At 64.6% G+C, this 13,942-nt stretch carries 16 protein-coding genes; 5 read left to right on the forward strand and 11 right to left on the reverse strand.

The window, feature by feature from the left end:
* Nucleotides 1-39: 39 nt before the first annotated feature.
* The 9 genes from R3D65_RS03605 to R3D65_RS03645 all read right to left on the reverse strand — a co-directional run bounded on the left by R3D65_RS03605 (nucleotide 40) and on the right by R3D65_RS03645 (nucleotide 7,196).
* A complete protein-coding gene (locus R3D65_RS03605) occupies nucleotides 40-531 on the reverse strand; it encodes a F0F1 ATP synthase subunit B (protein ID WP_371273864.1) in 492 nt (163 codons plus the stop codon).
* A gap of 12 nt (nucleotides 532-543) precedes the next feature.
* Nucleotides 544-1,134: a F0F1 ATP synthase subunit B gene (locus R3D65_RS03610; RefSeq protein WP_371273866.1), complete on the reverse strand. Its 591-nt coding sequence runs from the start codon at nucleotides 1,132-1,134 to the stop codon at nucleotides 544-546.
* A gap of 79 nt (nucleotides 1,135-1,213) precedes the next feature.
* Entirely contained in the window at nucleotides 1,214-1,438 is a 225-nt protein-coding gene (locus tag R3D65_RS03615) for a F0F1 ATP synthase subunit C (RefSeq protein ID WP_371273868.1), read from the reverse strand.
* A gap of 74 nt (nucleotides 1,439-1,512) precedes the next feature.
* Nucleotides 1,513-2,274 carry a F0F1 ATP synthase subunit A gene (locus R3D65_RS03620; RefSeq protein WP_371273869.1) on the reverse strand — a complete coding sequence of 254 codons (762 nt, stop codon included), beginning with the start codon at nucleotides 2,272-2,274 and terminating at the stop codon, nucleotides 1,513-1,515.
* 82 nt (nucleotides 2,275-2,356) lie between these two features.
* Nucleotides 2,357-2,749 carry an AtpZ/AtpI family protein gene (locus tag R3D65_RS03625; protein ID WP_371273870.1) on the reverse strand — a complete coding sequence of 131 codons (393 nt, stop codon included), beginning with the start codon at nucleotides 2,747-2,749 and terminating at the stop codon, nucleotides 2,357-2,359.
* Between the two features lie 272 nt (nucleotides 2,750-3,021).
* Nucleotides 3,022-4,203, reverse strand: a complete 1,182-nt coding sequence (locus R3D65_RS03630; RefSeq protein ID WP_371273871.1) for a cell wall hydrolase — start codon at nucleotides 4,201-4,203, stop codon at nucleotides 3,022-3,024.
* A 155-nt stretch (nucleotides 4,204-4,358) separates the two neighbouring features.
* A complete protein-coding gene (gene der, locus R3D65_RS03635) occupies nucleotides 4,359-5,801 on the reverse strand; it encodes a ribosome biogenesis GTPase Der (protein WP_371273872.1) in 1,443 nt (480 codons plus the stop codon).
* Nucleotides 5,802-5,818: 17 nt separating this feature from the next.
* Nucleotides 5,819-6,484, reverse strand: a complete 666-nt coding sequence (locus R3D65_RS03640; RefSeq protein ID WP_371273873.1) for a tetratricopeptide repeat protein — start codon at nucleotides 6,482-6,484, stop codon at nucleotides 5,819-5,821.
* A 136-nt stretch (nucleotides 6,485-6,620) separates the two neighbouring features.
* Nucleotides 6,621-7,196, reverse strand: a complete 576-nt coding sequence (locus tag R3D65_RS03645) for an NnrU family protein (RefSeq protein WP_371273874.1) — start codon at nucleotides 7,194-7,196, stop codon at nucleotides 6,621-6,623.
* Between the two features lie 81 nt (nucleotides 7,197-7,277).
* Here R3D65_RS03645 and R3D65_RS03650 point away from each other — a divergent pair, with 81 nt between their 5' ends.
* A complete protein-coding gene (locus tag R3D65_RS03650; RefSeq protein WP_371273875.1) occupies nucleotides 7,278-7,613 on the forward strand; it encodes a TraR/DksA family transcriptional regulator in 336 nt (111 codons plus the stop codon).
* A 101-nt stretch (nucleotides 7,614-7,714) separates the two neighbouring features.
* Nucleotides 7,715-8,704, forward strand: a complete 990-nt coding sequence (locus tag R3D65_RS03655; protein WP_371273876.1) for a polysaccharide deacetylase — start codon at nucleotides 7,715-7,717, stop codon at nucleotides 8,702-8,704.
* Between the two features lie 15 nt (nucleotides 8,705-8,719).
* Here R3D65_RS03655 and R3D65_RS03660 read toward each other — a convergent pair whose 3' ends face one another.
* The gene (locus tag R3D65_RS03660; protein WP_371273877.1) at nucleotides 8,720-9,889 is read right to left on the reverse strand and encodes a YbfB/YjiJ family MFS transporter; all 1,170 of its coding nucleotides are present in this window, start codon (nucleotides 9,887-9,889) and stop codon (nucleotides 8,720-8,722) included.
* A gap of 159 nt (nucleotides 9,890-10,048) precedes the next feature.
* Between R3D65_RS03660 and R3D65_RS03665 the strand changes: the two genes are divergently transcribed.
* Complete coding sequence (locus R3D65_RS03665; RefSeq protein ID WP_371273878.1) at nucleotides 10,049-10,459, forward strand: MAPEG family protein; 411 nt, start codon at nucleotides 10,049-10,051, stop codon at nucleotides 10,457-10,459.
* A 77-nt stretch (nucleotides 10,460-10,536) separates the two neighbouring features.
* On the opposite strand, the gene R3D65_RS03670 is transcribed toward R3D65_RS03665, so the two are convergent.
* Nucleotides 10,537-12,162 (reverse strand): BCCT family transporter, encoded by a 1,626-nt coding sequence (locus tag R3D65_RS03670; RefSeq protein ID WP_371273879.1) that lies wholly within the window; start codon nucleotides 12,160-12,162, stop codon nucleotides 10,537-10,539.
* Between the two features lie 294 nt (nucleotides 12,163-12,456).
* On the opposite strand from R3D65_RS03670, the gene R3D65_RS03675 reads away from it, so the two are divergent.
* Entirely contained in the window at nucleotides 12,457-13,554 is a 1,098-nt protein-coding gene (locus R3D65_RS03675; RefSeq protein ID WP_371273880.1) for a YeeE/YedE family protein, read from the forward strand.
* 103 nt (nucleotides 13,555-13,657) lie between these two features.
* The gene (locus R3D65_RS03680) at nucleotides 13,658-13,900 is read left to right on the forward strand and encodes a hypothetical protein (protein ID WP_371273881.1); all 243 of its coding nucleotides are present in this window, start codon (nucleotides 13,658-13,660) and stop codon (nucleotides 13,898-13,900) included.
* Nucleotides 13,901-13,942: the final 42 nt, after the last annotated feature.

The raw sequence follows: 13,942 nt of genomic DNA on the forward strand, positions 1-13,942 counted from the left end.
GCTCCGCGGCGTTCCAGATACCTGATTTTCTGACAAGCGTCAGTTCATCCGGTTCTTCACTTCGGCCAGCGATGACTTGAAGAGATTGCTGGCAGTCGCGGCATCGACCTTGCTGCCAAGGACGGAGCGCGCTGCCTCGACAGCGATGTCGACAGCGGTGGCGCGAACCTCGTTGACGGCATCGCGCTCGGCCTGCGCAATCTTCTGCTCGGCCACAGCGGTGCGGCGCGCGACATACTCATCTGCCTTCTGCTTGGCCTCGGCCTTGAGCAATTCGGCATCGCGCTTGGCGGCGGCGACGATCGTCTCGGCCTCTTCCTCGGCCTCCTTGCGCTTGCGCTGGTATTCGGCAAGCACCTGCTGCGCTTCCTCGCGCAGCTTGCGCGCCTCGTCGAGATCGTTGCGGATCTTGTCGGCGCGCGCATCCAGTGACTTGGCCATGGTGGCCGGGACCTTGAGCCAGAGCAAAAGACCCAGGAAGATGAACAGGGCGACGGTTGCCCAAACGGATGCAAGGGATGTGGCGTCCATGACCTCTGGTCCTTATCCGTTGACAGCCTTGACCGCCTGGGCGATCTCGGACTTTGTTGCCTTGCCGACCAGCTGTTCGACAAGCGCCGTGGCTGTGTCCTCGGCAATCGTTCCGACTTCCTTCATTGCTTCGGCCTTGATCGAGGCAATGCGGGATTCGGCGTCGGCCAGCTTCTTTTCAAGCGCAGCCTCGGTTTCCCGGCGTTCGCCATCAGCTTCCGCCTTGGCTGCGTCGCGCGCTTCCTGACCGATCTGGTTGGCCTTGCCGCGGGCATCTGCCAATTCCTGCTCGTAAGCTGCAATGGCCTCGTCGGCCTCCTGCTTCATGCGGGCGGCCTGGTCCAGATCCTGGGCGATCCGGTCGTGGCGGACTTCCAGAATACCGGCAATGCGCGGCACCACGGCGTTCTTCAGGAAGAGATAGAAGAGGCCGAAGGTGATTGCCAGCCACAACAGCTGAGACGGAAACGTGCTGGAATCGAAGGGCGGGAACATGCCCGAATGCCCGTCGCCGTGCGGTACGCCGGTCTCGGTATGTGTTTCTCCGGCCGCGGCGTTATGGGCATCGCCCTCCGGGGCCGCAAAAGCGGTGGTCACGAACATGGTTTTTTCCCTGAAACTCGGGCCGGCCGCTGGCGGTATGCCGTGCGGCCGGCAGGTTCTCGACTACCCGAAGGGCAGATCAGCCGAACAGGGCCAGCAGGGCAACCAGGAGCGAGAAGATGCCCAGAGCTTCCGTGACGGCGAAGCCGAAGATGAGGCGGCCGAACTGGCCGTCGGCTGCCGACGGGTTGCGCAGGGCGCCCGCCAGATAGTTGCCGAAAATGGTGCCCAGGCCGATGCCCGCGCCGCCCATGCCAAGGCAAGCGATACCGGCGCCGATGTACTTTGCTGCTTCCGCTTCCATTTTGAGAACTCCTTGTTGGATCGAATTGATGCGGTTTGGTGACTGGCGGGACGGACCCGCCGGTTGGGTGTTTCCTAGTGGCTCGGATGAAGAGCGTCGTTCAGGTACATGCAGGTCAGGACCGCGAAGACGTAAGCCTGAAGGAAGGCCACGAGGAATTCCAGGCCCGTCAAGGCCACGGCCATGAGCAGGGGCAGAACCGCACCTGCTATGCCGATGCCGCCCATGGCGCCAAGCGACACCACGAAGCCGGCAAAGACCTTCAGCGTGATGTGACCGGCCAGCATGTTGGCGAAAAGACGGACGGAAAGGCTGACCGGGCGCGAGAGGAAGGAAATCACCTCGATCGCGACAACCAGCGGCGTGAGAATGGCGGGAACGCCGGAGGGAACGAACAGCTTCAGGAAACCAAGACCATGCTTCATGAAGCCGTAGACCACCACCGTCAGGATCACCAGCATGGCCAGCGCGAAGGTGACGATGATGTGCGAGGTGATGGTGAAGAAATAGGGGAACATGCCGAGCAGGTTGGCGACCAGCACGAACATGAACAGAGAAAAGACCAGCGGGAAGAACTTCATCCCATGCGAACCGGCGGCATCGCGCAGCATGTTCGCGACGAATTCGTAGGCCATCTCGGACACGGATTGCATCCGGCTCGGCACCAGCCCGCGGTTCGACGTGGTCAGCACCAGAAACGCCCCGGCCAGGACCACGGTGACCACCATGAACAGGGACGAATTGGTGAAGGAGAAATCCAGCCCGCCGACCTGGAGATCGATCAGCTTGTTGATATGGAACTGGTGGATCGGATCGACCTTGTTCGGATCAGCCACGTCTCGTAACCCCGTTATCACCGGCGCGGTCCCCCGCACCCGTTAGACACATCGTTGCGCCCGTTTCCGGACACCCAAACCCTCATTCCCCGCCCTTGCCGGGGTCTTTTCCGCCCTGCTGGCCAAACTCGGCCATCTGGCCGGTCGCCCGCATGACATTCACGACGCCGGCCGCGAACCCGAGAAGTAGGAAAACGATCAGACCCCATGGCGACGTGCCGGCCCATTTGTCCAGCACCCAGCCAAGGGCGGCACCCACGATCACCGCAGCGATGAACTCGCTCGACAAGCGCAGCGCATTGCCCCATCCGGTGTTCTTTCCGGAGCGGGCCGCTTCCCTTTCCCGTTCAACCGTCTGCCGTTTCGACAATTTCGCGTCGAGCTGGCGCAGCCGGTTTTCGAGGCCTTCGTCACGGACGGTCCTGTTTCCGTCGTCCTGCGGTGTGCGTCCGCTCCTGCCCTGATCTGGCACCATGGCTTTTGCGCGCTCCCGTCAGGCAAGGCCAGATTGGCCGCCCGCTCCAAAGTCGGGCGCACCATAGTGACGGGACCCCTGCCAGTCAAGACGCCTTGCGCAGTGCAAAACGAACCGGTTTTTCGTTTGATTCCAGATATTTAAGAAATTTCGCCGGGCGGCTTAGCACGGAAGTTGTAAGGCCGGGGCAGCGAATCCGCCAAAGCCGGGTCCGAAATGCCGGAAAGACGCGGCTGTCGCCGCGCCTTCCTTCTCCCCGCGGGAACGACCGGTCAGCTCCAGCCGCCGCCATAGGTGCGATAGAAGATGTGGCGGCCGATCTTCTTCATCCGCTTCATCGTGTGGGCCCAGCGCGGGTTCACATAGGTCGCATGGTAGTGGGTGGAAGAACCGACACCGGGCAGCCAGATGCGCCCGGCGGTCACGGCCATGGCCACTTCGGTTGCCGTTTGCCAGTGGGCCGGGCTTGCGATTCGGTCGCGGATGCCGTCGCAGGCGAAGGAGAACTGGCAGCGGTTGCGCCAATTGTCGTTCTGGTAGACCACGCCGCAAATCGTGTTGGGATATTGCGGATTGCGCACCCGGTTGAGAATCACCTGCGCGACGGCTGCCTGCCCCTTCACCGGTTCGCCGCGCGCCTCGAAATAGATACCGGCGGCAAGGCATTGCTGCTCACGGGCGGAAAAGACGTGCGCGGGCAGCGGACGGGCTGCCCAGTCGTGATCGTTGCGCGGCACCGGCGGAACGAATCGCCCGGCGGTCTTCTTCTCGTCCTTGAGAAGGCTGGCAAAGGGCGACTGGCGGGCATAGTCCGGTTCCGGCGGCGCATAGGCGGTGGCCAGGACGTCCGGCGTATCGTTGTTCACCAGCGCGGCGATCATGACCGGAAGGTCGGGCGCGGGCTTCTTTTCCTTCCTGGGAAAGAACGTGGAGGCAAGGCGCAGTTCCTGTCCCGCAATTTCCGGGTTTGCGAAGGCCATCTTCACGCCTGTGTCGATGGCCGGACGCAGGAGCGAAGAGGTGCGTTCATTGACCGAACCGGCATTGAAGGATTTGGGCGGCGCCACCGGTGCGACCTGGACCAGACGGCCCTGCTTGTCCGACCGGTTGATGCGCGCTTCATCGGGCGTGGCCGGTGCCTTGCCGCCCTTGCCGCGAAAGGCAACCTCGCCGATGCCGCGCGCCCGCAGGCCGGCACCCGACACGGAACCGGTCACCGTGCTGTCGGTGACAAAGGGCAATTCGGCGGCGTGGGTCGAGCCGGCGACCGCCTTCTCCACCACGGCGCTCCATTGGGCGTTTCCGCCTTCAAGGCCGGAAACGAAGGCCGTCACATCCTGGCGCGCGGCGGTGGCGGGAAAGGCGATCCAGGCGGCAAGGCCCAGAACGAGCGGTGTGACAAGGGATTGGCGGCTGCGCACAAGGCGGGCGTGCTTGGAACGGGAACGGCGCAAGACAGGACTCCGGAAGACGCATACAAACTCGACTGGAGCCCACAATGAAGGATTAACCTTGACAGGCCGTTAATGCCTTTCAGCTTTGCAAGACAAAGCGCACATGCGCGCGCGCCACGCGATCATGTCCGTTGCAAACGCAGTGCCGTGCGCAGCTATTTCCGCTTCTTCGCCTTGGGCGCAAACGGATTGTCGGGCGCGCGCAGGGCAAGGCGAATCGGCACGCCGGGCATGGCGAAACTCTCGCGCAGCGCGTTGGTCAGGTAGCGGATATAGGAGGCCGGCATCGCGTCCGGTCGCGAGCAGGAAACCACGAAACCGGGCGGACGGGTCTTGACCTGTGTGATGTACTTGATCTTCAGCCGGCGGCCCGCCACGGCCGGAGGGGGATGGCGGGTGAGCACCCCTTCCAGCCAGCGATTGAGGCGGCCGGTGGAAATGCGCGTGTTCCAGACCCGGTGGGTCAGCGCAATGGCCTCCATCAGCTTGTCCAGGCCCTTGCCGGATTCGGCCGAAATGGTGACCGCGCGCAACCCGCGCACCTGCGGCAGCAGGCGTTCGGTCTTCTCGCGCAGTTCCGCCAGCAGTTCCTGCTTGTTCTCGACCAGATCCCACTTGTTGAAGGCGATGACCGGCGCCCTGCCCTCGCGGATCACCAGATCCGCGATCTGCAAATCCTGCTTTTCGAAGGGGATCGTCACGTCCAGCACGATCACCACCACTTCGGCAAAACGGACGGCACGCAGGCCATCGGCGACCGACAGCTTTTCGAGCTTCTCCTGGACACGCGACTTGCGGCGCATGCCAGCCGTATCGAACAGGCGGATGCGGCGGCCCTTCCATTCCCAGTCGACCGAAATGGAATCGCGCGTGATGCCGGCTTCCGGCCCGGTCAGCAGGCGCTCCTCGCCAACCAGTGCATTGATGAGCGTGGACTTGCCGGCATTGGGACGGCCGACTACCGCGATCCGGAGCGGCCTGGTCTCGTCATAGGCCGGGACATCCTCGGCTTCCGGATCCTCGATATCGTCTCCGATCAGCCCTTCGCCGGAAGGCGCGGCTTCCAGCACCTTGTCCAGCGGGTCCTCGGCAAAGGCGCGCTCCTCGCCGAGCGCCTCGATCATCGCCTCGCGCAAGTCGGGCAGGCCCTGGCCATGCTCGGCGGAAATCGGACAGGGCTCGCCCAGCCCCAGTTCCCATGCCTCCAGCATGCCGCCCAGCGCATCGCGGGCCTCGGCCTTGTTGGCCACCAGAACCGTCGGCTTTCCCGAGCGGCGGGCCAGATCGGCAAAGGTGCGGTCGCCGGGCATGATCCCGCTCTTGGAATCGATGACAAAGAGGATGAGATCGGCCTCGTCCATGGCCGTCTCCGTCTGGGCACGCATGCGCCCTTCCAGCGTCGCCGGCCCCGCCTCTTCAAGACCGGCCGTGTCGATGACATCGAATTTCAGATCATACAGGCGCGCGGCATGCATCCGCCGGTCGCGCGTCACACCCGGCGTGTCATCGACAAGCGCCAGCTTCTGTCCGGCCAGACGATTGAACAGCGTGGATTTGCCGACATTGGGACGGCCTATGATGGCGACGGTGAAGCCCATGGCGGCGGATCATTCCTTCAGGATGCGGCGCCGGAACCGGCGATCAGTTCGGACATCGTCCGGGCGCGCTGGCGCAGGCTTGCGGGCGCCTGCTGATCGTCGGCGATCTGCTGGAAAAGCGCCAGCGCGTCACTGGCGTCGCCGGCTTTCCAGGCTGCCAGGCCCAGCGCCTCGCGGGCGGAATGACGCAGGGCGTTGCTTTCGCCCGACAGCGGCTCGGCCCGTTGCGCCACATCGCCATACGAGCCATGATCGACTAGCAGGAAAGCCGCGCGCAGGCGGGCCATGTCGCGGATCGACTGCGGCACGGAGCCATCCGCGGCCACGGAATCGAAGGCGGCGACCGCATCGTCGATCCTGCCGTCCTGCGCCATCAGCGTGGCGGCGCGCATGCGCGCCAGAAGCGGATAGGAACCGTAGCCGTCCGCCTGCAGGGCTTCCAGCGCGGCCATTGCCTCCTGCGTCCTGCCCTGTTCGGCCATGGTGAGGGCGGCGAGGAAACGGTCGCCGGATGCGTTTGCCTGGCTTTCGGTGTACCAGACATAGCCGCGCCAGGCCGCCGTACCCGCCACGATGATGACCACGATGGCAATCAGGATGGCGCCGAAGCGGTCCCAGAAGGCCTTGAGCTGGTCCTGGCGAAGTTCCTCGTTGACCTCGCGAATGAAGCTGTCGTCGGACATGGCCGGTTTCACACCTGCTGAATCTGTTGGCCGGGCGCCGTGGAAAACCGGCACCCTGACGGAAAAACTTCCGCGTTCTAGCGGATTTTGTCGCCCTTGTAAGGGGGCGCATGGCGAATTTGAGGCGGACGCCGCATCAGGGCGTCGTCAGCGGCACCACACCGAACAGCCAGAGATGCAGTTTCCAGATGAACAGGCCATAGAGCGCAAGACCAAGGACGAGCGTTGCGATGTCCCAGGTGACCGGCCCGGCAGGCGGCACCGCGGCACCGCGGCGCTTGAGCGATATGCGGTCGAGCACGGCCCAGGCAAGGAAGCTGCCAAAGAGGATGATGGAAGCCAGGTCGCCGTTGATGAGAAGATGGCCAAGCGCCCAGATCTTCACCGCGACCAGCATCGGGTGTTTCAGCATTGCCTTGATGCGCCCGGCGGGCAGCATGTAGGCGGCCAGCGCGATCATGGCGAAGACCATCAGCAGCGCCGTGACATGGCCGAGCCAGAAGGGCGGCGACCAGACGACCGGGGCGGACCAGCGGGCCTGGCCAAAGCCCCAGACAATGAGCACGAAGCCGATGACGGAAACGAGCGAATAGAGCCCCTTCCACGGTCCTTCGCCCATGGATGCCTTTCTGCCCTGGGCCCAGCCCGGCGCGACGATGCGCACGGAATGAATGCCCAGAAACAGGACAAGACCCAGAATCAGATACAGCATGAACGGCCCCTTCAATCCCTGTCCGCCCGCCGCCACCGGCAGGCCTTGTGCCTTACTTAAAGCAGACTTAGCCTCAGTTCCATGACTGTGGACACGGAAAAAGCGCGCGCCCGGCTCGATGCGCGCAGGGCCGAACTGGAAGCGCAATCGGACCTGGCGACGGAATCGCGCAGGCCCGTCGAACTGGACCAGCAATCGGTCGGACGGCTGAGCCGCATGGACGCGATGCAGCAACAGGCCATGGCCCAGGCCGCGGAGCGATCCCGCCGGCGCGAACTCACCCGCATCGAGCTGGCCGAACGCCGCCTGCGCGAGGGAGACTATGGCTGGTGCGCCGAATGCGGCGAGGAAATTCCCGACGGACGGCTGGCCATCGATCCGATGGCGGAGAAATGTGTCCACTGCGCCGGCCGTTGACCGGAAAGACGGTGCGACCCCATGGACGCCATATTTGGCGGCGACAGTGATTCGCTCCGCCCTCCCCGCAACCTTTCGCGGCCCACAGCGTTCGAGTGTTCATGCGTTTCCTTGCGACCCTTGTTTCCGGCCTTTTCCTTTTCCTGGCAGCCGTTTCCAATGCCGGCGCGGGCGGCGATCAGCCGCGCCTCCAGGACGTGCTGATTTCCTTTGACGGCGCGCATGACAATGCGCAGTGGGAGCGCGCGCTGGCGCTGGGACGCGCGACAGGCGCGCGCTTCACCTTCTTCCTGTCCTGCACCTTCCTGCTCACGCCGGAAACGAAGGGGCTTTACACGGCCCCGCATCACGGCCGCGCGGCCTCCAATGTCGGCTTCGGGCAGACGGCACAGGAGGTGCGTACCCGTCTCGGGCACATCCTGACCGCCTGGCGCGAAGGCCACGAGTTCGCCAGCCATGGCTGCGGCCATTTCGACGGCAAGACCTGGCGCAAGGCCGACTGGGAGCAGGAATTCAACAGTTTCGCCCGGATCTTGCGCGATGCCTGGACGATCAACGGTTTCGGACCGGCACCCGATGGCTGGGCACAAATGGCCAGTGCCGTAACCGGATTCCGCGCGCCCTACCTTTCCACCAATGCTGCCCTGTTCGCGGCGCTCAAGGCGCAAGGCTTTCGCTACGATGCGTCCACCGTGGGGCGCGATCCCGCGCCGGCCGTGGAGAAGGACGGACTTTGGCACATGCCGCTGCCGATGATACCCGAAGGGCCGAGGGGCAAGCGCATCATCGCCATGGACTACAACTGGTTCGCCCGCCATTCCGGCGCGAAGGAAGACGCCGCCAATGCCGATACCTATGAAGAGCGCGCCTACCGCGCGATGATGGCGCAATACACGCGCGCGCGCTCCGGCGACCGCAAGCCGGTGCAGGCCGGTTTCCATTTCACGCTCATGAATGACGGCGCCTATTGGCGGGCGCTGGAGCGTTTCGTCACTGGCGTTTGCGGCGAGGCTGACGTCATCTGCCGGCCGATCGGTGCCCATGTCGCCATGCGCAACGCGGATTCGGCGATTGCGGAGCTGCGCTACTGACCCCTTGCCGGCGCGTTACCGGATCTTCCCCGCACTGAGCGCGGCACCCGCAGCCAATAGCAGAACGACCGAGGCGCCCAGCGAAGGCAGCGTGAAACTGCCGGTCCAGTCGGCGGCATAACCGGCCAGGAGCGGACCGACGATCTGGCCCGTGCCGAAGGCTGCCGTCATGAAGGCCAGCGCCCGGCGCGGCGTCTTGCCGGCAAGGGCGCGTCCGGCCTGGAGGCCGAAGGCCGTGATGGCGACGAAGGTGCCGCCAAGGAGAATGCCGCCCAGCAACGGACCGGGATAACCACCAAGCGAGACGGACGCGCCCACGCCGACGGCCTCCACCACGCAGCCCACGGCAAAGGTTGCCGTCAGGCCGAGGCGGCGCTGGATGAAGCCCCAGGCCCAGACGGAGGGGGCCGCGGCGATCCCGGTCGCCAGCCAGACGGCCGACTCGAACAGCGGCCCGCCATCGCCCTGACGCACGATGGCGACAAGGAAGGTGGCCGTGACGATGTAGCCGGCGCCGAACAGGCCGTAGGCCAGCGCGATGCGCGCCAGCGGAGCGGTCCATGTCAGGCGGGGCTCGGGCGCCGGACGCGCGGCGGCGCGCGGCGCGGGTTCGATGAGGAATGCGACCACAACAAGCGCCAGGGCCGAGACCAGCGCGGCGGCGAGCCAGCTTTCCTGCCAGCCATGGCCGGCCAGATAGACCGCGCCGGTGATCAGCGCGGACAGGCTGATGCCCGTTCCGACCCCGCCGAAATGCAGCGCCTGGATGCCGGGCCTGCCGGCACTGGCCGCCTTGCCAAGAACGATGGCCGACAGGAACACCATGATATAGGCGCTGGCCACGCCGGCGAGAAAACGCACCAGAAGGAAGGCGACGAGGCTGCCGGAAAGCGCCATGGCGGCGCAAAGTACCGTCGAGGCTGCCAGCGCGGCCAATGCGATGGTGCGCTCCCGGCCCTGCGCGCCGCCGCCCGAGGCCAAGAGCGCCCCCGCGAGATAGCCGACATAGTTCGCCGATGCGACGAGCCCTGCATCGGAGGCCGACAGGCCAAGCGCATCCATCATGGACGGCAGGATGGGCGTGTAGACGAACCGGCCGATGCCCATGGCTGCCGCCATGCCAGCCAGCCCGCCAAAGCCGTAGAGAAGGACCGGCCGCCGGCCGGAGGAAATTGTCTCGGTCATGGCTTGCCCTTATCAGGTCTTCAACCCGGCCGACAAATGCACTTTTCTGATGGGTCGGTTCAACGCGGCATTTTTACCCGATGTGCCATGGCCCACGGGCGGAAATGATCCGCCGCATCCATTGCGCGTATCCCATTCATCATCAGCAAGGAGTTTTCCATGGCGACAACCGCCCTCGCCGCGACGGCCCTCTATGCCGCGCTCAATGCCCTGATCCTGCTCGCGCTGACCGGCGCGACCGGCCGCCACCGCGTGCGGATGCGAATCATGATGGGCGATGGCGGCGATGCCCATCTCGTGCGCCTGTTGCGCGGCCATGCCAATGCCATCGAGGCCATGCCGATGTTTTTCGTCATGCTGGGCGCGGGCGTGGCCCTCGGCGCGCCGGCCCTCGCCGTGCATGCGCTCGGCCTTCCCTTCACCATCGGGCGGGCGCTGCATGCCTGGCATTTCATCCAGAAGGATGCGCCAGCCTGGCAGCGCGGCGCCGGTTTCGGCCTTTCCTTCCTTGCCTTCATCGTCCTGAGCATCGGCCTTCTGGCCCACGCGGCGCGGCTGCTGCTGGCCTGAGGCAAGCCCAAAAAAGGGGGCGGCGCGCATGGCACATCGCCCCCTTCTCCATAACAGGTGACCGGACAGACGCCGGTTCAGGCCGTCTCCACCTTGCCGGTGTCGATCATCCTTTCGCGGCGCAGGCCCAGATAGGTCGCGTACATCATGACCAGCAGGACGAAGGCGAAGGGAATACCCGTCGCCACCGCTGCCGCCTGGAGTGCGCCGAGACCGCCGCCCAGCAGAAGGACGATGGCGACCAGCCCCTCGAACAGCGCCCAGAAGACGCGCTGGGCGACCGGGGCATCCACCTTGCCGCCGGCGGTAATGGTGTCGATCACCAGCGAGCCGGAATCCGACGAGGTGACGAAGAACACGATCACCAGCACGATGCCGACGAAGGAAATGATCGAGGTGAGCGGGAAATATTCCGCCATGACGAAGAGCTTGAGTTCCTGTGCCGCATCGACGATTTCCTGGTGGCCGGCGGAAATCGTTTCGTGAATGGCAGCGCCGCCGAAGGTCGACATCCACAGGATGCAGACTGCCGTGGGGATGAGGATGACGCATACCACGAATTCGCGCACGGTGCGTCCGCGCGACACACGCGCGATGAACATGCCGACAAAGGGCGACCAGGAAATCCACCAGGCCCAGTAGAAGGCCGTCCAGCCCTGCATGAAGTTCACATCCTCGCGGCCGAACGGATTGGACAGCGGAACCAGCTGCTTTGCATAGGCGACGGTATTCTCGAACAGGCCGGAGAAAATGATCGCCGTCGGCCCGGCAAACAGGATGAACAGCAGCAGGGCCGCCGCCAGCACCATGTTGATCTCGGACAGGCGCTTCACGCCGGCATCCAGACCGGCAACGACCGACATGAGGGCGATGCCCGTGATGGCCATGATCAGAATGACCTTGGCGACGTCCGACACACCGAAGCCGAAGAGGAAATCGAGGCCGGCCATGGCCTGTTCGGCGCCGAAGCCAAGCGATGTGGCAAGGCCGAACAGCGTGGCGAAGACGGCCAGCGTATCGATGACGTGACCGGGCCAGCCCCAGACACGTTCGCCCAGAAGCGGATAGAATGCCGAGCGCAGGGTGAGCGGCAGGCCGCGATTATAGGAGAAAAAGGCCAGGGCAAGCGCGACGATGGCATAGATGGCCCAGGGATGGAGACCCCAGTGGAAGATGGTGGCCGCCATGGCCAGTTCACGCGCGGCTTCCGTGCTTCCGGCGGCAGCGCCCAGCGGCGCCCAGTCGGTGCGAACACCGTTTTCCAGCGCCGTTCCGCCGAAAGATGACGCATAATGCGACAGCGGCTCGGATACGCCGAAGAACATCAGGCCGATGCCCATGCCCGCGGCAAAAAGCATGGCGAACCAGCCGGCATAGCCATAGTCGGGACGCGCGTCCTGCCCGCCAAGGCGAACATTGCCGAGCGGGCTGACGATGAGAAACAGGGCGAAGAGCACGAAGAGATTGGCCGACATCAGCAGCGGCCAGTCGAAGGTCTCGGTCAGCGCGGGCCGCAACCAGCCAAAGAAGGCGGCCGTTCCTTCCTGGAACATCAGCGACAGGATGACGAAGCCGATGATGATGACGGCGGAAACGAAGAAAACAGGATTGTGAATGTCCAAGCCCATGACCTGAACATTGTCCTGGCCGATCTCGTAATCGGTTTCGACAGGATTGGCGGCTTCTGGCAAAGCATCTGCCATGGATTTCCCTCCCCTTTTCTGGCCCGGACAAATGATTGCTTTATCCGGGTCTGCTTCTCCCTGATGGAAACACTGAACGCATCCGGCTGCCAATGGTCTCCTGCTCGCGACATGCCAGGCGCGTTGCTGTCGCGATTGCGACAGAATACACCGGGACTCAACGTTCGCCGAACCATTCAGTTCCGCTGAAATTTCGAAAATTTTCCAACACAAAAGGCTTTTTGATTTCAATCAAGACGTGTTTCCAATTCACATGCAAATATTGCAATTCTTGTAGCTGAACGAGGTAGAGGCATGGATCTGATCGCGCTTGCCGATCGCTATGGCGAGCCTGCACTGGCAACGGCGGGAGCCTTGGCCATCGGTTTCCTGTTCGGGGCCTTTGCCCAGAAAAGCCGGTTCTGCCTGCGCGCGGCGACAGTGGATTTCGCCCGCGGGCATATCACTTCCAAGGTGGCGGTCTGGCTGCTGGTCTTCGCCACGGCGCTGATCGGGACGCAGGCGCTTTATCTTCTGGCGGATGTGAACCTGAAGGAAGCGCGCCAGCTTGCCTCGCCGCAATCGGTTTCGGGCGCCGCCATCGGGGGGCTCCTGTTCGGCACCGGCATGGTGATGGCGCGCGGCTGCGCCTCGCGCCTTCTCGTGCTCTCGGCGACGGGAAACCTGCGCGCGCTGCTGTCAGGGCTCGTCTTTGCCGTTGTGGCGCAGGCCAGCCTGCACGGCTTCCTTTCGCCGCTTCGCAACTGGATCGCCGGCGGCATGACCAGCAATGCCATTGGCGGCAACGACCTCCTGGAGCGTTTCGGTGCCTCCACGGGCGCGGCCATCGCCTTCTCGGCCATCTGGCTGGCGGCCGGGCTGTGGTTTGCCTGGCGCCAGCGCACGCGAACGGTCATAGCGGTTGCCGCCATCCTCACCGGGCTGATGGTGCCGGCGGCGTGGTGGTACACCGCCCAGCTTTCGGCCATCGCCTTCGAGCCGGTCAACATGACCAGCCTGACCTTCACCGGGCCGTCGGCCAAGACGCTGATGTTCTTCTTGGAAGCCTCGGAGCTTGATTTCGATGTCGGGCTCGTTCCGGGTGTCTTCCTCGGCTCGTTCACCGCCGCATGGCTTTCTGGCGAGTTGAAGATCCAGGGCTGGCAGGACGGCTATTCGATGCGCCGCTACATTCTGGGCGCGGCCCTGATGGGCTTTGGCGGAATGCTGGCCGGCGGCTGCGCGGTGGGCGCGGGCGTGACGGGCGGATCGGTCTTCGCGCTGACCGCCTGGGTGACGCTGGGCGCCATGTGGCTTTCGGCAGGCATTACCGACCGCCTGCTCGACTACCACCGCGAAACCGCGATGCCGGCGGACCGCCCGGAACAGGCACCGGCCATGCTGGGAACCTGATGCGGCGTTAACCCTTCCGATACCAGCGGGGGAAAATGCTCCTTCCCGACGGGCCGGGCGATTCGCTCCGGCCAGCGCCATCGAGAAGCAGGAGCCCACACCCGTGTTGCCAGTCCGTGACGAGTCAGAGCCGCGTTCCCGTATCCAGATCGTCAACACGCCGCCGTTGGCGCCCGACGACCTGCCGCCGCTGGCTGGCAGCCTGCTGCCCGAGGACTTCCTGTTCGAGGCAGGCGATCTGGATGGCGAGACCTGCCCGCCTGACATGATCGTGGAGCGCGGCGACCGCGCCGCCTGGGTTTATGACCACGGGGAAATCGCCGACATCCTGTTCGTGCGGACCTGAAGCCGGCAACATTGCATGCCAGCGGGGCGGCCTCTTGTCCTG

Source organism: Zhengella sp. (genome assembly GCF_041397485.1).
Classification (GTDB): Bacteria; Pseudomonadota; Alphaproteobacteria; order Rhizobiales; family Rhizobiaceae; genus Zhengella.